Source organism: Modicisalibacter tunisiensis, assembly GCF_020148005.1.
GTDB lineage: Bacteria > Pseudomonadota > Gammaproteobacteria > Pseudomonadales > Halomonadaceae > Modicisalibacter > Modicisalibacter tunisiensis.
Map to the genome: position 1 here is coordinate 198,363 of NZ_JAGXFD010000001.1, position 18,819 is coordinate 217,181.

At 61.9% G+C, this 18,819-nt stretch carries 18 protein-coding genes and 3 pseudogenes; 9 read left to right on the forward strand and 12 right to left on the reverse strand.

Annotation, left to right across the window (positions count from 1 at the left end; translation table 11 throughout):
• Positions 1-110: 110 nt before the first annotated feature.
• The 5 genes and pseudogenes from KGQ91_RS00890 to KGQ91_RS00910 form a co-directional block, all read right to left on the reverse strand.
• Positions 111-699, reverse strand: a pseudogene (locus KGQ91_RS00890) (ISL3 family transposase); the annotation flags it as partial.
• A 128-nt stretch (positions 700-827) separates the two neighbouring features.
• Positions 828-1,349: a signal peptidase II gene (gene lspA, locus KGQ91_RS00895; RefSeq protein ID WP_008930575.1), complete on the reverse strand. Its 522-nt coding sequence runs from the start codon at positions 1,347-1,349 to the stop codon at positions 828-830.
• A gap of 53 nt (positions 1,350-1,402) precedes the next feature.
• On the reverse strand, positions 1,403-2,842 hold the full coding sequence (gene lnt / locus KGQ91_RS00900; RefSeq protein WP_263478928.1) for an apolipoprotein N-acyltransferase: 1,440 nt from the start codon (positions 2,840-2,842) through the stop codon (positions 1,403-1,405).
• A gap of 292 nt (positions 2,843-3,134) precedes the next feature.
• Entirely contained in the window at positions 3,135-3,896 is a 762-nt protein-coding gene (locus KGQ91_RS00905) for a ZIP family metal transporter (protein ID WP_224420027.1), read from the reverse strand.
• A 110-nt stretch (positions 3,897-4,006) separates the two neighbouring features.
• Positions 4,007-4,903: a cation efflux transmembrane domain-containing protein gene (locus KGQ91_RS00910; protein WP_152478301.1), complete on the reverse strand. Its 897-nt coding sequence runs from the start codon at positions 4,901-4,903 to the stop codon at positions 4,007-4,009.
• A gap of 98 nt (positions 4,904-5,001) precedes the next feature.
• On the opposite strand from KGQ91_RS00910, the gene cadR reads away from it, so the two are divergent.
• Positions 5,002-5,436: a Cd(II)/Pb(II)-responsive transcriptional regulator gene (gene cadR, locus KGQ91_RS00915; RefSeq protein WP_152478302.1), complete on the forward strand. Its 435-nt coding sequence runs from the start codon at positions 5,002-5,004 to the stop codon at positions 5,434-5,436.
• Between the two features lie 157 nt (positions 5,437-5,593).
• Here the strand turns inward: cadR and KGQ91_RS00920 are convergent, their stop codons facing one another.
• Positions 5,594-6,316 carry a cytochrome c biogenesis CcdA family protein gene (locus KGQ91_RS00920; RefSeq protein ID WP_224420028.1) on the reverse strand — a complete coding sequence of 241 codons (723 nt, stop codon included), beginning with the start codon at positions 6,314-6,316 and terminating at the stop codon, positions 5,594-5,596.
• A 221-nt stretch (positions 6,317-6,537) separates the two neighbouring features.
• Here KGQ91_RS00920 and KGQ91_RS00925 point away from each other — a divergent pair, with 221 nt between their 5' ends.
• Positions 6,538-7,170, forward strand: a complete 633-nt coding sequence (locus KGQ91_RS00925) for a peroxiredoxin (protein WP_152478303.1) — start codon at positions 6,538-6,540, stop codon at positions 7,168-7,170.
• Positions 7,171-7,324: 154 nt separating this feature from the next.
• Here the strand turns inward: KGQ91_RS00925 and KGQ91_RS00930 are convergent.
• A pseudogene (locus tag KGQ91_RS00930) lies at positions 7,325-7,951 on the reverse strand (ISL3 family transposase); the annotation flags it as partial.
• Between the two features lie 102 nt (positions 7,952-8,053).
• Here KGQ91_RS00930 and KGQ91_RS00935 point away from each other — a divergent pair.
• Positions 8,054-9,046 carry an IS30 family transposase gene (locus KGQ91_RS00935; protein ID WP_224414865.1) on the forward strand — a complete coding sequence of 331 codons (993 nt, stop codon included), beginning with the start codon at positions 8,054-8,056 and terminating at the stop codon, positions 9,044-9,046.
• Here the strand turns inward: KGQ91_RS00935 and KGQ91_RS00940 are convergent.
• Positions 9,042-9,731: pseudogene (locus KGQ91_RS00940) on the reverse strand (transposase); the annotation flags it as partial. The gene KGQ91_RS00935 and the pseudogene KGQ91_RS00940 overlap by 5 nt on opposite strands.
• 78 nt (positions 9,732-9,809) lie before the next feature.
• Positions 9,810-10,256 carry an Hg(II)-responsive transcriptional regulator gene (gene merR / locus KGQ91_RS00945; protein ID WP_006911920.1) on the reverse strand — a complete coding sequence of 149 codons (447 nt, stop codon included), beginning with the start codon at positions 10,254-10,256 and terminating at the stop codon, positions 9,810-9,812.
• Positions 10,257-10,329: 73 nt separating this feature from the next.
• On the opposite strand from merR, the gene merT reads away from it, so the two are divergent.
• From merT to KGQ91_RS00975, 6 genes are all read left to right on the forward strand, one after another.
• Positions 10,330-10,680 (forward strand): mercuric ion transporter MerT, encoded by a 351-nt coding sequence (gene merT, locus KGQ91_RS00950; RefSeq protein ID WP_008957404.1) that lies wholly within the window; start codon positions 10,330-10,332, stop codon positions 10,678-10,680.
• A 13-nt stretch (positions 10,681-10,693) separates the two neighbouring features.
• Positions 10,694-10,990 carry a mercury resistance system periplasmic binding protein MerP gene (merP, locus tag KGQ91_RS00955; RefSeq protein ID WP_006911918.1) on the forward strand — a complete coding sequence of 99 codons (297 nt, stop codon included), beginning with the start codon at positions 10,694-10,696 and terminating at the stop codon, positions 10,988-10,990.
• Positions 10,991-10,992: 2 nt separating this feature from the next.
• Complete coding sequence (gene merF / locus KGQ91_RS00960) at positions 10,993-11,250, forward strand: mercury resistance system transport protein MerF (RefSeq protein ID WP_008957403.1); 258 nt, start codon at positions 10,993-10,995, stop codon at positions 11,248-11,250.
• A gap of 73 nt (positions 11,251-11,323) precedes the next feature.
• On the forward strand, positions 11,324-11,569 hold the full coding sequence (gene merF / locus KGQ91_RS00965) for a mercury resistance system transport protein MerF (protein ID WP_008957402.1): 246 nt from the start codon (positions 11,324-11,326) through the stop codon (positions 11,567-11,569).
• Positions 11,562-13,211, forward strand: coding sequence for a mercury(II) reductase (gene merA / locus KGQ91_RS00970; protein ID WP_008957401.1), 1,650 nt, complete (start codon positions 11,562-11,564; stop codon positions 13,209-13,211). The genes merF (KGQ91_RS00965) and merA overlap by 8 nt, the downstream gene beginning before the upstream one ends.
• A 316-nt stretch (positions 13,212-13,527) precedes the next feature.
• On the forward strand, positions 13,528-15,267 hold the full coding sequence (locus KGQ91_RS00975) for a pyrroloquinoline quinone-dependent dehydrogenase (RefSeq protein WP_455429896.1): 1,740 nt from the start codon (positions 13,528-13,530) through the stop codon (positions 15,265-15,267).
• A 201-nt stretch (positions 15,268-15,468) separates the two neighbouring features.
• On the opposite strand, the gene KGQ91_RS00980 is transcribed toward KGQ91_RS00975, so the two are convergent.
• The 3 genes from KGQ91_RS00980 to gbdR all read right to left on the reverse strand — a co-directional run bounded on the left by KGQ91_RS00980 (position 15,469) and on the right by gbdR (position 18,611).
• Positions 15,469-16,398 (reverse strand): Gfo/Idh/MocA family protein, encoded by a 930-nt coding sequence (locus KGQ91_RS00980; RefSeq protein WP_224420030.1) that lies wholly within the window; start codon positions 16,396-16,398, stop codon positions 15,469-15,471.
• A 116-nt stretch (positions 16,399-16,514) separates the two neighbouring features.
• Positions 16,515-17,219 carry a monofunctional biosynthetic peptidoglycan transglycosylase gene (mtgA, locus tag KGQ91_RS00985; RefSeq protein WP_224420031.1) on the reverse strand — a complete coding sequence of 235 codons (705 nt, stop codon included), beginning with the start codon at positions 17,217-17,219 and terminating at the stop codon, positions 16,515-16,517.
• Between the two features lie 252 nt (positions 17,220-17,471).
• Positions 17,472-18,611 (reverse strand): choline metabolism transcriptional regulator GbdR, encoded by a 1,140-nt coding sequence (gene gbdR / locus KGQ91_RS00990; RefSeq protein ID WP_224420032.1) that lies wholly within the window; start codon positions 18,609-18,611, stop codon positions 17,472-17,474.
• Between the last annotated feature and the right edge of the window lie 208 nt (positions 18,612-18,819).

An 18,819-nucleotide genomic window follows, 5' to 3' on the forward strand; every position in this document is an offset into this window, starting at 1 on the left:
AACCTGCTCCCGGATGAATTGCTGTAGAAGCTCTCTGGCTGCCAGCAGAGGATAACTCCTATAGCTCATTTGATCATCCGGGACCCGACAGCTAGGCGGTTTATCGACTACGTGAAAGCGTTGGTGATCGGGATGTCGGTCTCAAAGTAGGTCAGCATCTCTTCACGCCAGCCACTGACGGCGCTGACGAGATCCTTCCAAACCTCCTTCTGCCCCTGAGGGATGTTGTCAATCCAGGTGGCGAGAGCCTGTTCGGCACCACGCCGATTGGTACAGTCCCAGATATGGTAGAAGCGCTCCTTGTGCTCGTAAGCCGCCAAGAGCTGGGGGGAATGCTCCTGTCCAGGTCTCCATGATGAGCCGTTCGCGGTCTGAAACGTCGTGAGCGCGCTTCAGCAGGATTTTCCGGTCACCTTTGAGGGTCCGGCGCTGATTGGGCTTCAACTCCTTCCTTAGGCCTTTGCGGATCTTCTCTAAGGCCTCGTTGGCCATGCGCACGACGTGGAACTTATCGACCACGATACGGGCCTGTGGCAGCACCGTCTGGAAGGCGCGGCGGTAGGGCTTCCACATGTCCATGCTGACGATCTCGACCTGGTGGCGGTTGGCCATGCTCATGAGGCGTCTTGTCACCCTCTCTTGCTGACGACCGGGTAGCAGGTCCAGCAGGGTGCGCTCTTCCAGATTGGTTAGGATGCAGCAGAGCCCTTGGCAGCAGTCGTGCATCAGGAACGTACAGCTGGCTCATGAAGGCGTGCCGCCTTATCAAGGCCCAGGACGCGCCTATTCCGGAAGTCAAGCATGCGATAGCGAAGACGCTAGGCGATTCAGCGGCGGCGGCTGCCTGGTTGATGTCGTATTTCCGCCCAAATAAAGAGGGCGACACCGAGGAAGATCCATACGTCCGCTAGGTTGAACGATGGCCAGTGCCACTGGGCATAGTGAAAATCGAGAAAATCCTCTACGTAGCCTAACCGCAAGCGATCTGCGACATTGCCCAACGCGCCGCCGAGGATCGCACTGAGGGCGAGCCGATAACTCAGTACGCGTGGTGAACGCCAAAGCCAGTACACCAGTAATATCGAGATAACCAGGGCCAGTCCGATGAAAAGCGGCTGCTGCCAACCGCCGACATCCGCGAGAAAGCTGAAGGCCGCCCCCGTATTGTGGCGGTGGACCCAATTGAAGAAGGGTGCGGCAGGCACGCTTTCACCATGCGCTAGCATGGTGCTGGCAAGGTACTTGCTCGCCTGATCGACAAACAGTAACAGGAGCGAGAGCCACAGCCAGCGCATCGCCTTTCCCGGCTCGTGGGCTTTCTCTGCGAGCCGACTGCCATAAGTAGACATATCCCCTTCCTCCTGACCCAATCTAGAATTTGCTCGCTGCTAAATAACAAGCGTCATGTACCCAACCGATGATGCCGACGAATTCGACGGAGCAGGAGCAGGCCGAGTCCGAGTGCGGTCAGGCCAAGGACAGGCCAATCCCGCCAGCGCACATAAGGGGACGCGCCAGTTCGCGGTGTCACTTCGGCGCTGAGGGTGGCCACTTCGAACTGCGGAGCACGCTTGAGCACTTTGCCCTCATGATTGATGGCTGCTGTGATACCGGTGTTCGTGGCTCGAAGAAGGTCACGTCCGGTTTCGATGGCACGCATGCGTGCCATCTGGAAATGCTGGAGGGGGCCGAGCGAGCTGCCGAACCAGGCATCGTTGCTGACATTCACCAGTAACTGCGCTTCGGGCAGAAGCTCAGTGACTTCGGCACCAAAGACCGCCTCGTAGCAGATGAGTGCCCCTACGGGCACCCCTGCTGCATTCAGGACGTGCGCTTCCCGTCCCGGTGTGAAGTCGGACATGGGCGCCCCGAGCACGTCGAGGGCCGACCCCAAAAGATCCCGAAACGGAACATATTCACCGAAGGGCACCAGGTGGCGTTTGTAGTAGAAGCCTGAGGGATCGGAGAGGCTTACCACGGCGTTGTAGGTACGGCCCTCCGCCTCGCGTACCGGGACGCCAATCATTAACGATGTGCCTGCCTGATCGGCTAACGCCTCAAGCTCAGCAAGATACTCTTTGGCCTGGTCATGCCACATCGGGATTGCCGCTTCTGGCCAGATCACGATGTCGGCCCCGAGATGCTGCGCGGTAAGCGCCTGATAGCGCTCAAGTGTGATGTCCCGGTAGCTCGGGTCCCATTTCTTGTCTTGCGCGATGTTTCCTTGCAATAGGACGACATCGATTGGGTCAGCGGCTGGCTGCGTCCATTCACGATCCAGCAGTTGCAAGCCGGCGAGGGTAGCGACTAACACGGCACCGACTACCGCAGCACGGCGCAGGCTTGGCCCCAGGATAACCCAGGCAAGCCCGCCAGCGAGCAGCGCCACCAGAAAACTCACGCCAAGTACGCCAAAGACGGGGGCGATGGTGGCAAATGTGGTGTCGGTTTGGCTGTAGCCAATGAAGAGCCAGGGAAAGCCGGTCAAGAACCAGGTGCGCATCCATTCACTCAGCACCCATGCCGCCGGTAGTCCTAGCCAGAGCGTCATTGCGTCCATCTCAGGGCGCAGGCGGCGCACGAGATACACGACGCCCCATGGAAAGAGGGCGAGCAGCGAGACAAAGGCCGCCGTGGCTAACACCGCCACCACGGGGCCATTGCCGTACTGGCTGATGCTGATAAAGACCCAGGAGATTCCTACGCCGAAGTAACCAAGGCCAAAGAGGTAGGCCGACCATAGAGCTTGACGTCTTGAGGGCTGCGAGGTCAGGGCAAAAAATGCTGCCAGAGCAATTACCGCCAGCCATGCCCAGCCCACAGGGGCAAAGGCAAGCGGCATGGCGCCTCCGGCAAGCAGGGCCATCACCCCTGTTAGAAGCGACTTGTGGCGCACGCCAATGTATAGGCCAGAGGGTAGCGCGTATTTATCACCCGCCATTCTCGCCTCCGAATCCAGGATCAACCCTGTGGCTCATGCTTTCTTGCTCCGCTTAATCAAGCTGCGTCAATTCATTCGGCCGGCTGGCCAGGGTGGCAAAGTGAATGTTTCTGGACTCGACTAGGTGCGCCGTAAGCTGGGAGCTGCTTCGTATTCGGCCAGCACGACAGTGGCTGTGTTGGGGAGCAGTACGTTAGCTTTGCGATACCACCCCTTCCAAGCCCGCTGATACCAGAACGAACAGGACGAAGCCGCCTATGAAAGCCAGCGGTGAGATGTGCGTATCGTCACCGCTCTCGTGAGCCTCGGAGACCATATCTTCGATGGCAGCGACCGTGAGAAGGCCTGCCGTGAACGTCAGTGCCGCTAGCTTAAATGCCTCCGGCTGGTTCCTGAGTACGAAGTAAGCAAAGACGGCTGCCGAGAGTACGGGAACCGCTAAGGAGGCAGAGATCAGCAAGCGCTTGCTGCGGGGAATCCCTTTGTCTTTCATGTTGGCGATCATCGCGAACCCCTCAGGGCCATCCGCGAGCACCTGACCCGCCGCCAGGATTATCGCGACCGACGGTGAGACCGCCGACCCCGCCCCGATCAGGAGGCCATCGCTGAACAGGTCGATGGACACGGCGATATAGATCATCCAGACACTCGTCTGACCGCCTTCTCCCTGCTGACCTTGCCGCTTCTGGAGACTCTCAACGAGCTTCTCGATGCCTACGTAAGCAATGCCACCCAGCGCGAAAGCGAGGGCGATTACCCAGGCTGAAAGGCCCTCCAGCACGCGTGGCATGATTTCCACCGCCACTACCGCAATAACGAGGCCGGCGGCGCCATGAAGGGCGTAATTGAGACGGCGCCCGGTAGTTCGGGAGGCCTCCGCAGCGAGCCCACCACTGAAGTTTCCCAACGCGGGAAGCAGCGCCAGGCCGAGTACCAGCCAGATACTATCCATCATCTTCCTGGCTCCGGACCTCGCGCTACTCGTCGGCGTTCAGGCCTAGCGCATCGATCGTAAAGTCGCTTCGATCGAGAATTCTAATCGCGATAGCTACGCGCTGCGCAGCTTCACGCCTTGAGCGCCAGAATGCGCCTGGCACCGTTGAGCACAATGACCCCCGCGATGCTGCCGATAATCAGATCCGGATAATTGGATCCGGTCCACGCCACCAGGGCGCCTGCGGCGATGACGCCCATGTTGATCACCACGTCGTTGGCCGAGAATATCCAGCTTGCCTTCATATGCGCACCGCCCTCGCGATGCTTGGATATCATCAGCAGGCAGGTGGTATTGGCAATCAGTGCGACGAATGCAATCGCCATCATCATCAGCGATTCAGGCTCACTACCGAAAACAAAGCGTCGCACCACCTCGACGAGTACGCCGATAGCCAAAATCAGTTGCAGTACCCCTGCCAGATGCGCGGCACGCACCTGCATCTTCGCACTGTGCCCTACGGCATACAGGGCGAGCCCGTACACGGCCGCATCGGCAAAATTGTCCAGGGATTCTCCAATCAGGCCGGTGGAGTGCGCGATCAGGCCGGTCGTCATTTCCACCACGAACAGGACGGCATTGATACCGAGTAACCAACGCAGGGTGCCGGACTCTTGCGCGGCAGAAGCCGCCGAGCTCTCAGCGGCCCTGATTGTCTCTGGGTCGGCAATGACGGTTTCCTGAAGAGAGGCGCCTAGCCCCAAGGTCGCTAGTTTCGCGGTAATGGGCTCAGCCTCGCCGTCATGCACGACCTCCAACCGACGGTTCGACAAGTCGAAGGACAGCGTTCGAATCTCATCAAAGCCGTTCAGCGCCAAGCGGATCATCCGTTCTTCTGAGGGGCAATCCATCTTCGGCACGGCATACACGCTGACCCATTCCCCTGACGCTTCGGAAGAGACCGGCATATCGGTATCCGCTGCAGGCGTTGCATCGCAGCCACATGGGCCATCACAGGATTTACTCACGATACGGCTCCAGTTAACCAACATAGATTGCTAGTATTAAAAACCATATAGCCACCATAAGGTCAATGGGACAGATGATTCGTTGAGGAGAAAGCCTGATGCGCATTGGTCAGTTAGCACAGATAGCGGGTGTCGACCCCCAGACGATCCGCTTCTACGAGCAGCGGGGCCTGTTGCCATTGCCAGACCGGCAGGAGAATGGTTACCGTATCTACACGAAGCGGCATATCGAGCAGCTTGCCTTTATCCGTCGCTGCCGAATCCTGGACCTGTCACTGGCAGAGATTCGCGAGCTACAGAGCTATCAGGACGGCCCTCACCAGCCTTGTACCGCCGTCAACGCCATGCTCGATGACCACATCTCTCATGTGCGGTCGCAGATAACCGCACTGCAGACGCTTGAGAAACAGCTCGTTGCCCTGAGGGCGAGTTGCAATGATGGACGAGAAATCAGTGCCTGCGGCATCCTGGCGGGTATCAGCGAGGAGAGCAAACAACAACTATGTAGGGCTGGCTCAGGCAATAAGCGCTGAGCAGAGACACGCCGGACCTTGCAGCGACATTGTGAATGCATGGTGTGTTGGTCGCGGCGACTCATTGCGCTTCTCGGCATGCGAGCTTGGGTTACTGCTGCAACCGCAGTATCGCCCTGTCAGACGTTTCGCTTCCGCCATGCTTCGCTATTCCCGCTTATCCCAGCGTCGCCAGGGAGGGAAACAGGCCGATCATGAAGCTGGAGAGCCGTGTCATGGTGCCCGAGACGATGGCGATGCCCATGAGAATCAGGATTATACCGGCGACCGGCCGGGTGTAGGCGCTCCACCTGCCAAGCTTTTTGCTATGGCGGCTGAGGCTGTTGACGCAGAGCGTACTCGCCAGAAAGGGCAACGCCAACCCGGCGGAGTACACGCTCAGATAGATCATTCCATGCTGTGCACTGGCGGCATTGGAGGTAGCCATCAGAATCGCACCGAGGATGGGGCCGATACAGGGCGTCCAGCCAATGGCGAACGATACGCCGAAGGCCGTGGCCGACAGCGGCGATCCGCCCTGAAAACGAGGATTGAATTGTAAGGTACGCTGAAAGATCGGGACGTTGAACAGGCCGGTCATGAAGACCCCTAGCAGGATGACCACCGAGCCTGTGATCCAGTTGAGCTCCTGACGGTAGCCTCGCAGGAGCTGACTGAGTGAGCTGGCACCTAGCCCCAGGATGATGAATACCAGTGTGAAGCCAGTCACAAAGAAAACGCTCAGTATCAGCGCCTCGATTTTCTTGTCCCGTTTGTTGACGCTGCCGCCCGTGACGACGGAAAGGTAGCCCGGCAAGAGCGGCAACGTGCAGGGCGAGAAGAAGGAGATCAAGCCACCTGCAAACGCGCCAATCAGACCGATAGAAGAGAGAGATTCCAAGGGCTATCGCTTCCTGAGGTAGTGAGGGCCATGAGTCGGCCGGCTGAGTCCAGCCCTTGATTCTAAAACCCTAATCTGGCCCTAAGGCAAGCACATCGTTTGATTAGCTACACGCCAGACTGCTGGGCTGTAGCCTTTTCAAAAGAGGCTTGACCTTATGGTGGGTATAAGGATTAGCGTTTAAGCTGCATCTTCCAAATATCTAACCTGAGGATAGCGTGATGGCATTGCAACTTGGAGAGACAGCCCCCGATTTCACGGTCGAATCAACGGAAGGCACCGTCAGCTTCCACGAATGGCTTGGTGATAGCTGGGCCGTGCTATTTTCTCACCCGGCCGACTATACGCCTGTCTGCACGACAGAGCTTGGCGCGTTTGCCAAGCGCAAAAGTGAGTTCGACAAGCGTGGCGCCAAGCTGATCGGTGTGTCCGTCGATCCGCTGGATTCGCATACCGGCTGGGCCAAGGATATCGAGACCACCCAGGGTGCGGCGCTGAACTACCCGTTGCTGGCCGACGACGATCAGGTGGTCGCTGAGCTGTACGGGATGATTCATCCCAAAGCCGATCCCAAGGTGACGGTACGCACCGTTTTCATCATCGACCCCAGCAAGAAGATACGCCTGATGCTGACCTATCCGCCGAGTACCGGGCGCAACGTCGACGAGATCCTACGGGTTATCGACTCGCTTCAGCTGACCGACACGCACAAGGTGGCGACCCCCGTGGATTGGCAGAGCGGTGAGGACGTCATTATCTCCCCTTCACTATCGAGTGATGAAGCCAAAGAGCGCTTTCCCGAAGGCTGGGACGAGAAGACACCGTATCTGCGTGTTGTGCGACAGCCTAAATAACTAGCGGAATCCTTTGGCAGCCCGGGTAAGCCGGGCTGCCCGTTGTCTCGCTGAGGTAAGGTTTTGAGGAAGCGCATGGATGGCTAAGTTCCTGACTAGTTAAGGCGGGTATCCGGATTAAGTGGTAGATGGAGCCCCTTGCTCCTTCGAACCCTTAACTCTTCCAGAAGGTTGATAGATCGACGCCGTAGTTTTTCTCAGGCTCGGGAAGACCCATGCTGTAGGTCATGGTGGCCTTGCCCAGGAAGGGGGATTCCTTGGTCTGCGGCACCTTCTTCTTGTGCTTGGTGGTGTAGAGCATCCGGGCCCGCATCACCTCGAATGAGTAGCCACGGCCATCGCGGTTCTTATCCTTGGCCAGCCGGTTGATTGACTCCGTGAAGGCGTTGGTGATCGGGATGTCGGTCTCGAAGTAGGTCAGCATCTCCTCATGCCAGCCACTGATAGCACTGACGAGATCTTTCCAGACCTCCTTTTGCCCCTGTGGGATGTCGTCAATCCAGGCAGTCAGCGCCTTCTCGGCGTCACGCCGGGTTGTGGCGTCCCAGATGTGGAAGAACCGCTCCTTGTGCTCGTAGGCCGCCAAGAGCTGGGGGAATGCCCCTGTCCAGGTCTCCATGATGAGCCGTTCGCGATCTGAGACATCGTGAGCGCGCTTCAGCAGGATCTTCCGGTCACCCTTGAGGGTTCGGCGCTGGTTGGACGTCAGCTTTTTCCTGAGCCCCTTGCGGACCTTTTCCAAGGCCTCGTTGGCCATTCGCACGACGTGGAACTTATCGACCCTGGATTCATAGAATAACCGCAGCACTTTGGACCGCACGGTGGAGGGAGGAGGGCCAGCGCCGGTACCCTCCCTGCTTTACCGACCAAAGTGAAGCAGAGCATGGGATACCGACAGCTGACCCAGACCCAACGATACCAGATCCACGCCCGCTATGACTTGGGCATCAGCCAGCGCCAGATCGGCAGGGAACTGAGCATCCACAGCAGCACAATCAGCCGTGAGCTGCGCCGCAACGCCACTGCCAGCGGCTACGACCCCGAACAGGCCCAGGCCCGTAGTGATCACCGGCGGCGCACCGCCTGGAAGTGGACGAAGCGCTTGCCCAGCATGATCACCGCCGTTGCCGACCGGCTGCGTGAGGAGTGGAGCCCGGAGCAGATCAGCGGCTTCATGGCGCCCTTGGTCGGCATAGGCGTGAGTCACCAATGGATCTACTCCTTGATCTGGGATGACAAGGCCCGTGGTGGTGATCTCTGGCAATACCTCCGTCAGCCCAAGCGTCGCAGCAAGCACCGTGCCCAGGCCAAGAGCGCAGGGCTCGGCAAGATCCCCAACCGCGTGGGAATCGAACACCGTCCAACGGCGGTCAATGACCGGCGCTTCATCGGCCACTGGGAGGGCGACACCGTGATCCAGGGCCACAAACAATCGGGCTTAGTCACGCTGGTTGAGCGCCGCAGCGGCTATCTGCTGGCGGCGCGGCTGCCGAAAATTTCAGCGAAGCTGACGAAAGCCGCCATGATCCGCCTGCTGAAGCCTCGCCGGGGCGCTGTCCAGACCATCACGCTGGACAATGGCTCGGAATTCGCCGACCACGAAGCCGTGGCCAAGGCAGTGACAGCAGCGACGTACTTCTGTGATGCCTACTGCTCCGGTCAGCGGGGGACCAATGAGAACACGAATGGCCTGATACGGCAGTACTTCCCCAAGGGAACGGACTTCCGTCAGGTCACCGATGCCGAGCTGCGCAGGGTGGTCAGAAAACTGAATGACCGTCCACGAAAACGGCTCGGCTATCTGACACCGGCACAGGTGTTCCTGGGAGAATACTCAGGAGCCCTGGATACCGCAGGTGCTGCGCTTATTGATTGAATTCAGGGACCACAATGCGAGCCTGCGGCAGCACCGCCTGGACAGCACGGCGGTAGGGTTTCCACATATCCATGCTGACGATCTCGACCTGGTGGCGCTCGGTCATGCTCATGAGGCGCCTCGTCACCGCGTCCTGCTGGCGACCGGGCAGCAGGTCCAGTAGGGTACGCTCCTCCAGGTTGGTCAGGATGCAGCGGTAGCGGCGGTTCAGGTACAGCTCGTCGATCCCCAGGCAGCGGGGTGTCTCGAAGCGATGCCAGGCTGCCAGGAACTCAGCCTTCTTCTTGAATATCTCGCGGACAGTCTTCTCGTCGAGGCCCGTGGTATCAGCCACGTAGGCGTAGGGGTGATTGAAGGCTTCCTTCTCGACGTGGTTGTAAAGCCTCCGCGTCATGCGGTGATCGTCTACCATTTCCGGAAGAGCTGGCCGGAACGTCCTTCCACACGCCCGGCAGGTGTAGCGGCGACGGACCACCCAGAGGGTGACCCGCCTTCCGTGGATGGGTAGGTCGCGATAGGCCACATCGCGCTTGCCGAACCTGACAAACTCACTCTCAACGCCGCATTCCTCGCAAGCTAGAGGCTCAGGAGCTTCGACCTGGTAGTGGAGATCATGCTCTTCCATCTTGGTGGCTAGGACGTGGTACTCGGGAAGGTGCAGGATGTTGTCAGGCAAGCTGGTCATGCAAACTTTCCTTGTCGACATGGTCCATAGATGATTGCGACTCTTTGACCGCGTTGTTTTCTACGAACTGAAGGTGATTTACTCCCTTGGGTCTTCTGCTTCTCTGAGCCCTTCATGCAATGACGCAATTAGCGGGCAAGTGATATTGCCTTGTTGTGCATGGCATCGGTCGACCATTTCGCTCAGCACCTTCTCAATTCTTTCAAGCCTGTCGATCTTCTCGCGAACGTCCCCTAACTTGTGCTCTGCGAGAGCACTGGCTTCTTGACAGTGGGCGCCATCTTCCAGCCGAAGTAGGTCACTGATCTCATCCAGACTAAAGCCCAGCTGCTGCGCCGTTTTCACGAACGTCAACCTGTCGATATCGGCGGCACTATAGCGTCGAATACCTCCGGGAGGTCGTTCGGGCTCCGATAATAGCCCTCGTCGCTGGTAATAGCGGATTGTCTCGACATTGACGCCGGCCGCCTTGGCCAGGCCGCCAATGGTCATGGTGTCCGCCACTTTATCTGCATGTCTCTTCATGATGCTTGACTCCGTACCAAGCTACGGAAGTAACCTTATCGTAGCTCCCCCCATCCCGAAAGGAGAATCGTCAATGCGGACACCTAAAACGGGGCGAGGGCCCCTGGCCGCCGGAGGAGTCGCGGCCCTCCTGGCCTCGGCGTGTTGCCTCGGCCCGCTGGTTCTGATCACGCTGGGCGTTTCCGGCGCCTGGATCAGCAATCTGGCGTCGCTGGAGCCCTATCGCCCGCTCTTTATCGGCGTCGCGCTGGTGGCGATGTTCTTCGCCTGGCGTCGCGTCTTTCGGCCAGTGGAAAAGTGCCAGCCGGGAGAGGTGTGTGCCGTGCCACGGGTCAGGACGGGCTACAAGGCGATCTTCTGGCTCGTATCGCTGCTGGTGCTAATCGCCCTGGTATTCCCCTACGTCTTGCCCTTGTTCTATTAAAAGGAGATCTACCATGAAAGCTCGTTTCGCCTTCATCGCGCTACTCGCCCTGCTCAGCACGCCCGCCTTAGCGGCCTTGCAGACCGTGAAGCTGTCGGTGCCGGGCATGACCTGTGCCGCCTGCCCGATCACCGTCAAGGCCGCCCTCAACAAGGTGGACGGCGTCTCGCAAGTCGACGTGAGCTACGCGGATCTCGAGGCCGTGGTCACCTTTGACGACGCCCGAACGTCGGTGGAGGCATTGACCGAGGCCACCACCAACGCTGGGTATCCATCAACCCCGACATCCTCGCAAGCGGATCGAGAGTGATCATGAAGAATCCCAAGACCCTGCTGCGCGTGAGCGTGATCGGCACCGTCCTGGTGGCATTGTGCTGCTTTACGCCGATCCTGGTGATCCTGCTTGGCACGGTGGGCCTGGCGGCGCTGACGGGCTATCTCGACGTTGTGTTATTGCCGGCCCTGGCCTTCTTCATCGGCCTGACCATTTATGCGATTTGGCGTAAGAAGCAGTTCGACGCCTGTTGTGACAACGGCTCTATCAAATCAAGGAATACGCCCCCTGAGTGACATCAAGCAGCTGCACATCGCGGTCATCGGGTGAGTTGTTTACGAGCTTGTCCGTCACGGTGAAGGAATAAGCGTGAAAGATTCGCAGAAATTTATAAGCGTCGTGCTTGGCACCGGGTTGATGGTGCTGTGTTGCGCCGGGCCAATCGCCCTGGTGCTATTCGGTACGGCGGGCCTGGCCGCGTTGGCAGGCTATCTCGATTACCTGCTGTTTGCCGTCCTGGCCATCGTCATCGGCTTACCTCTCTACGCGCGATACCACAAGCGGAAGCAGGATGCCGGCTTTACTAATGAAGACTCGGAGAAACGTGATGATTGAACTCAACGTGAGCGGCATGACCTGTGACCGCTGTGCGGATCATGTCAGGGAAGCCTTGGAGAAGCTGCCCGGCGTGCAGTCGGTGGAGGTATCCTATCCTCAGAGGACGGCATCGGTAGCCGTTGATCCGGGGACACCGGCCTCGGCGTTGACGTTTGCCGTGACCCGACTTGGCTACCAAGCTCGACTGGCCAACAGTGGGCCCACTTCCCCGGCAGGCGCATCGGTGTCCAAGGGCCGTGATGAAGACGCCCCGCACATCGCGGTGATCGGCAGCGGCGGCGCCGCCATGGCGGCGGCCCTGAAGGCCGCCGAGCGCGGCGCCCGGATCACCCTGATCGAACGCGGCACCGTCGGCGGTACCTGTGTCAATACAGGCTGTGTGCCTTCGAAGATCATGATTCGCGCGGCCCATATTGCCCACTTGCGTACGGAAAGTCCCTTCGATGCAGGCCTGAGCGCCCAGGCGCCGGTGGTGGATCGGGCCAAGCTGCTCGAGCAGCAGCAGCGACGTGTCGAGGAACTGCGTGACGCCAAGTACGAGGGGATTCTGCGCGACCACCCGGCCATCACTGTCCTGCACGGCGAGGCCCGGTTTATCGATGCCCATAGCCTGATGGTCAAGCTGAACGAGGGCGGCGAGCAGGTCGTCCACTTCGACCGCGCCTTCATCGGTACTGGCGCCCGACCGGCAGTACCGCCGATCCCGGGTCTTGCCGACACCCCCTACCTGACCTCTACCAGTGCTCTGGCCCTGGACACTCTTCCCGAGCGGCTGATTGTGATCGGCGCCTCGGTGGTGGCCCTGGAACTGGCCCAGGCCTTCGCCAGGCTGGGCAGCCGGGTCACGGTGCTGGCCCGCAGCCGCCTGCTCTCCCAGGAAGACCCGGCGGTAGGGGATGCGGTGGAGGCGGCGTTTCGCCGCGAGGGCATCGAGGTCCTCAAGCAGACCCAGGCGAGCCGTGTGGACTACACCGACAATGAATTCATTGTCGACACCAACGCCGGCACCTTGCGGGCGGATCAACTGCTGGTGGCCACCGGACGGACACCCAATACCGAGGCCCTGAACCTGGCGAGCCTCGGCGTGGAAACCGCACATGGGGCTATTCTGGTCGATGAGCATCTGCACACCACGGTGCCGGGGCTCTATGCCGCCGGTGACTGCACCGATCAGCCGGAGTTCGTCTATGTCGCCGCCGCCGGGGGCAGCCGGGCTGCCGTCAACATGACCGGGGGCGAAGCCACCCTGGACCTGAGCGCCATGCCGGCGGTGATCTTCACCGACCCCCAGGTGGCCACCGTCGGCCTGACGGAAGCCGAGGCCATCGAGCAAGGCTTCAGCGTCGATACCCGTGAGCTGGACCTGGAAAACGTGCCGCGTGCGCTGGTGAATTTCGACACCGGTGGTTTCATCAAGCTGGTGGCCGAACGCGACTCGGGCCGGTTGCTGGGGGTGCAGGCGGTGGCGGGGGAAGCCGGTGAGCTGATCCAGACGGCGGTGATGGCGCTACGCGCACGCATGACCGTACACGACATCGCCAATGAGCTGTTTCCCTACCTGACCATGGTGGAAGGGCTCAAGCTCTGTGCCCAGACTTTCACCAAGGATGTGACGCAGTTGTCCTGCTGTGCCGGGTGAACGATATGAGCGCGACCGTGGTGCCACTGGGCGGCGGCACCACGGGTTTTGGGCATGGACACCACAGGGAGCCCTGTCACGATGAACACGACACTACCAGATTGCGGGATGATGGGGGCGATGGGCTGGATAATGCCAGTGATCGGAATTGCCCTACTATTGCTACTGGTCCTGGGCATCGCCTGTTTGGTGAAGTATCTGCTCTCTAGCAAGTGAGCGTACTCAGCGAGCCATCAACCAGCTAATCCGTTGTGGGTTGAGTTTGTCGGCCACCTTTCGCTCTCGCATACCAACCAGATAATCCGGATACCCGGAAATCCATACCGGCGACGTCTCGGACGGCTCGGGCGAGTTGCCTGCCACAGTCTGGTCGGCGACGCCCATCTTCGCCAACGACACGCTGTACATCGGCACGCCGTTCTACCGCATCCTGGCGCTCGACCCGGCCACCGGCGAGCAGAAGTGGAGCTTCGACACCCAGTCCAAGCTCGAGGCCATGACCCAGCCCGCGCTCAAGAACCGCGGCGTCGCCTACTGGCAGGCGGAGGACCCGGTCGCCGGCGAACCGTGCCAGAAGATCGTCTACATCGGCACCATGGATGCGCGCCTGTTCGCCGTGGACGCGGACACCGGCAAGGCCTGTCAGTCGTTCGCCGACAATGGCGTACTCGACATCAACCAGTGGAACGACACCCACGCCAAGTGGCCGCTGTCGGTGCTGCAGCCGCCGACCGTGGTCGGCGATCACCTGATCCTCGGCTGGGCCGGCAAGGACTGGGCCTTCGAGCAGGCACCGCCGGGCACGGTGTTCTCCATCAATGCCCGCACCGGCGAGCGTGAATGGACCTTCCAGGCACTCTCCGACGCGATGCGCGAGAAGAGTGGCACCGCCAACGTCTGGACGCAGATGTCGGCCGACGAGGAACACGGCCTCGTCTACCTGCCGGTGTCCTCGCCCTCGCCCAACTACTGGGGCGGCAACCGCACCGAAAAGGCCCCGCTGGCCACCTCCACGACGGCGCTCGATGTCGACACCGGCAAGGTGGTGTGGTCACGCCAGTGGGTACACCATGACGTCTGGGACTATGACATCAACGCCGCGCCGACGCTGATGGACATCACCGTCGACGGCAAGCGGATTCCGGCGCTGATCCAGTCGACCAAGATGGGCTTCCTGTTCGTCGTCAACCGGCTGACCGGCGAGGACGTGTGGCCCATCCAGGAGCGCCCGGTGCCGCAGGGCGACGGTTCCGTGAAGGGCGAGAAGTACGCGGCGACCCAACCCTTCCCCACCAAGCCCAAGCCACTGCTCGACCAGTCGAAGAAACCCGAGGTCTGGTGGCTGGCCGATGCGGTCGGCGGCGGTGAGTGCTCGGCGCTGTGGGACAAGCTGACCTACCAGGGCATGTACACGCCGCCCACCACCCGGGGCGAAGGCACCCTGGCCTATCCCGACAGCGCCGGCGGCATCCAGTGGGGCGGCGTGGCCTTCGACCCCGAGAGCCAGACCGCGATCGTCAACACCTCGCACATCGTGCAGACCATCAAGCTCTATGACCGCCAGGCCTACGAGAAGGCCGACAGCGGCTCCGGCAACGAGAGCGGCTTCGCGCCGCAGACGGGCGCGCCCTACGGGCTGCGGCTCGAGGTGGCCCGCAACTGGCTCGGCATGCCCTGCTGGGAGCCGCCCTACGGCGAACTGGTCGCGCTGGACATGACCACCGGTGACGTGAAATGGCGCCGGCCCGTCGGCGCCTCCCAGCAGTACGGCTTCTTCATGCCCGAAAGCTGGGGATCGCCGACCATCGGCGGACCGGCGGTCACCGCCGGCGGCGTGGTGTTCATCGGCGCCTCGATGGATGCCAGGGTCCGGGCCTACTCGCTCGAGAGCGGCAAGGAACTGTGGTCGGACCAGGCCCAGGCGCCGTCCGTATCGAACCCGGCGGTCTACGAGTACCAGGGCCGCGAATACGTGGTCTTCATCGGCGGCGGCAACACCATCCTCAAGCAGCAGGTCGGCGATCAGGTGGTCGCCTACGCGCTGCCCGAGGAGTAAGGCCCGGGACTGAAGCCGACACTAGGCACTGTCTGAAAAGTCGACGAGCGAAGGTCAGACAAGGCAAAAATCAGCGAAAAGGCGGAGTTTACGGGGTGTAAATGAGCATTTTGAGCTGATTTTTAACGCAGTATGGCCGAGCGCAGACAGTTTTCAGACAATGCCTAGCCAACGCCGGGCGACTCGCCCGGCGTTGGCATGTCAGGGGAAATGAAAGGACGCCACCGCCTCGCGCCGCCCCAGCAGGCAGGCGTCGGCGACGTGACGCAGCGGGGCCGGGTCGACGTCGGACGCGCCGCTATCGAGCAGCTCGGCGAAACGCGCATACAGGGCCGGGTACTCCCCGGCCGGGCCCACGGGTACCGACTCGCCGGCGATCGTCAGCTCGCTGCCGCCCTTCGTCAGCGTCAGCCGGCCGGCGTCGGTTTCCACGTAAATGTCCCAGGTCTGGGGCCCGGTCTGCAGGAAGTCGAGATCGGCCTCGACCGGCGCTCCCGCGGTGTCCATGAAGCGCAGCTGCGCGGCGATCGGCGCCTGGCGGTTGGCCGGCACCTGCAGCAGCGCATCGCGCAGGAAGAACGGCCGCGGGAGGATCGCGGTGACGATCGACAGGGCGTTGATGCCGGGATCGAACACGCCCATGCCGGCGGGCTCGAAGATCCACTCCTGACCGGGGTGCCAGACGCGCACGTCCTCCTTCCACACGATCTGCACACGGTGAATCTCGCGGCCGGCAAGCCATTCGCGGGCCGGCGCCACCCCCGGCGCATGGCGGGAATGCCAGCTGGCGAACAGGGTCAGGCCGGCGCTCTCGGCCTGCCGGGCCAGCAGCTCGACCTCGCCGAGCGTGGCGCCGGGCGGCTTTTCCAGCATCACGGGCTTGCCCGCGGCGAGCGCTTCCGCCGCCAGCGCATGGCGCACGCCCGGCGGCGTGCACAGGGTGATCGCGTCGAGGTCGGGGCGTGCCGCGAGCATCGCCGAGAGCGACGCGAAGCCGTCGACGCCGTCCAGGCTGGCGCCGTGGCCGGCCACCGCCACCAGCTCGAGATCGGGGTTGGCGGCAAGCGCCGGCAGGTGCTGATCGCGGGCGATCTTGCCCAGGCCGACGAGGCCGATCTTGCGTGCAGTCATGAGAAGCGCCTCGTTGATTGGCGAGAGGAGCCACACCATAACGGGGCGCCGTCGCGGCTGCCAGTCGGCACCCGGGCCTGCCGAGATAACGATTCGGTTATCGGTCAGATCGTGGCCTACAGCCGCTCGAGATAGGCCGTGCCGCCCAGCTGGCGCATCTGCTGACGAATCCAGCGGCTGCGACGCGCGACATGGGCGGAGGGTCGCGAGGCGCTCCAGCCGCGCGGATTGGGCAGGATCGCCGCCAGCCGGCTGGCCTGCAGCACGCTCAGGTTGTCGGCGGACACCCCGAAGTAGTGCTGGGCCGCCGCCTCGAGGCCGAACACGCCGTCATCCCATTCGACGATGTTGAGATAGACCTCGAGAATGCGCTGCTTGGGCCACAGCGTCTCGAGCAGCACCGTGAACCAGGCCTCGAGCCCCTTGCGAACCCAGCTGCGTCCGGTCCACAGGAACAGGTTCTTGGCGGTCTGCTGGCTGATGGTACTCGCGCCGCGCAGATCCCCGCCCGACTGCCAGGTGGTGAGTGCCTTGCGCAGCTGGTTGAAGTCGAAGCCGAAGTGGTCGGGAAAGCGCTGGTCCTCGCCGGCGATCACCGCCAGCTTGGCATTGTCGGAGAGCCGCTCCCAGGGCATCCAGGACTGGCGAATGTCGAGCGACTCGCCCGCCGTCCAGGCCTGCACCTGACGCTCGACCATCACCATCGAGCCGAATACCGGCACCACGCGAAAGAACAGGACCATCGCCAGCGAGGCCAGCACGAAGGCGGCCAGGGCCAGCAGGATGTAACGCAGCAGCCTGCGCGACCAGTCCCTTGTCATGCAATCGCGTTCCCGGGTAATGAGGATCGCGCCAGTATACAGGGCCGTGCCGGATCTCCGGCAAGGGCTCTCTTCCGTGCCCCCCCTGCCGGGGGTCTCGCATTAGCATGTGCAGCCACGCCGGTCAGCCTGACCGGAAGGCGTGCGGGAGAGGATTCCCCCCCGACACCGACGGCCCGGCGGCGCCTTCATCGCGACTGAAGTCGCTCCCGCGGCCAGGCGCCGGATGAACGACCTGCCGCGAGATCACATCTAGAGCGGCACGCTGGCGTAGGTCGGCTCGCCCTGCGCCTGGTTCAGCGCCAGCACGGCACTCGACATGGGTTCCGGGGACGTCTCCAGCAGGGCACGACGCACCACCCGGGATCGCTCGCCGTCGTCGCCGCGCCCCTGCCGCGTGCCGATGCCGCCCCGCTCGTCGCGCGGGGGCATGCCGAAGTACTCCCGGTAGCACTTCGAGAAGTGCGGCGTGGACACGAAGCCGCAGGCCGAGGCCACCTCGATGATCGACATCGAGGTCTGCTTGAGCAGCTGCCGGGCCCGGGTCAGGCGCAGCTTGAGGTAATAGCGCGACGGCGAGCAGTTGAGGTACTTCTGGAACAGCCGCTCCAGCTGGCGTCGGGACACGTCCACGTAGGTGGCCAGTTCATCGAGCGCGATGGGCTCCTCGAGATTGGCCTCCATCAGCGCGACGATCTCCAGCAGCTTGGGCTGGGTGGTGCCCAGTACGTGCTTGAGCGGCACGCGCTGCTGGTCCTGCTCGCCGCGCACCCGGTCGTAGATGAACATCTCGGAGATGCCGGCGGCCAGCTCGCGACCGTGGTCCTGGCCGATCAGGTTGAGCATCATGTCCAGCGGTGCGGTGCCGCCGGAGGCGGTGAAGCGGTCGCGATCGATCGAGAACAGCCGGGTGGTCAGCGGCACCCGCGGGAAGGCCTCCTGCATCGCGGCCAGGCATTCCCAGTGGATGCTGGTCTCGTAGCCATCCAGCAGGCCGGCCTTGGCCAGGGCCCAGCTGCCGGTGCACACCGACCCCAGGCGACGGGACTGGCGGGCCTGGGCCTGCAGCCAGGCGATATGCTCGCGGGTCACGCTGCGGTGCGGCGCCACGCCCCCGCAGACCACGACCCAGTCGAGCGACAGCGGAATCGACGTCGAGGCATCCGGCGTGACCTGCAGCCCGTCACTGGCACGCACCGGCTCCCCGTTGAAGCTCAGGGTATACCAGCGATACAGCTCGCGCCCCGCCAGCTGGTTGGCCATGCGCAACGGCTCGATCACCGAGGCCAGGGAAATCAGGGTAAAGTTGTCCAGCAGCAGAAACCCCAGGGTCTGGGGAGCGGGGGTGCGGCCGACCGTCGGTGATGCGCTTGCTGTCCGGGAGGATGCCATGCGGGTTCTCTCCTCTGTCCACGGATTCACCCCGGAACAGGCCGGGGAGTCTTGTGCTTGTTGTGGGTTGTGGAGCGGTTGCCAATGGCCGACATGGAGAGAGTACCTGCCGACCCGAACAGGGTTAAATGGCCTCCGCCTGTCGGTCATTCTTGCGGATAGGCAGGGAGGAACGCACGCAGAAACGACATCGATGTCGCAAATTGGC

Bases quoted from the DNA above. Each gene is read 5' to 3' on its own strand.
- lspA (WP_008930575.1), bottom strand. From the start codon at position 1,349: ATGTCTACTTATGGCAGTCGGCTCGCAGAGAAAGCCCACGAGCCGGGA.
- lnt (WP_263478928.1), bottom strand. From the start codon at position 2,842: ATGCCGCTTGCCTTTGCCCCTGTGGGCTGGGCATGGCTGGCGGTAATT.
- KGQ91_RS00905 (WP_224420027.1), bottom strand. From the start codon at position 3,896: ATGATGGATAGTATCTGGCTGGTACTCGGCCTGGCGCTGCTTCCCGCG.
- cadR (WP_152478302.1), top strand. From the start codon at position 5,002: ATGCGCATTGGTCAGTTAGCACAGATAGCGGGTGTCGACCCCCAGACG.
- KGQ91_RS00925 (WP_152478303.1), top strand. From the start codon at position 6,538: ATGGCATTGCAACTTGGAGAGACAGCCCCCGATTTCACGGTCGAATCA.
- KGQ91_RS00935 (WP_224414865.1), top strand. From the start codon at position 8,054: ATGGGATACCGACAGCTGACCCAGACCCAACGATACCAGATCCACGCC.
- merR (WP_006911920.1), bottom strand. From the start codon at position 10,256: ATGAAGAGACATGCAGATAAAGTGGCGGACACCATGACCATTGGCGGC.
- merT (WP_008957404.1), top strand. From the start codon at position 10,330: ATGCGGACACCTAAAACGGGGCGAGGGCCCCTGGCCGCCGGAGGAGTC.
- merP (WP_006911918.1), top strand. From the start codon at position 10,694: ATGAAAGCTCGTTTCGCCTTCATCGCGCTACTCGCCCTGCTCAGCACG.
- merF (WP_008957403.1), top strand. From the start codon at position 10,993: ATGAAGAATCCCAAGACCCTGCTGCGCGTGAGCGTGATCGGCACCGTC.
- merA (WP_008957401.1), top strand. From the start codon at position 11,562: ATGATTGAACTCAACGTGAGCGGCATGACCTGTGACCGCTGTGCGGAT.
- KGQ91_RS00980 (WP_224420030.1), bottom strand. From the start codon at position 16,398: ATGACTGCACGCAAGATCGGCCTCGTCGGCCTGGGCAAGATCGCCCGC.
- mtgA (WP_224420031.1), bottom strand. From the start codon at position 17,219: ATGACAAGGGACTGGTCGCGCAGGCTGCTGCGTTACATCCTGCTGGCC.
- gbdR (WP_224420032.1), bottom strand. From the start codon at position 18,611: ATGGCATCCTCCCGGACAGCAAGCGCATCACCGACGGTCGGCCGCACC.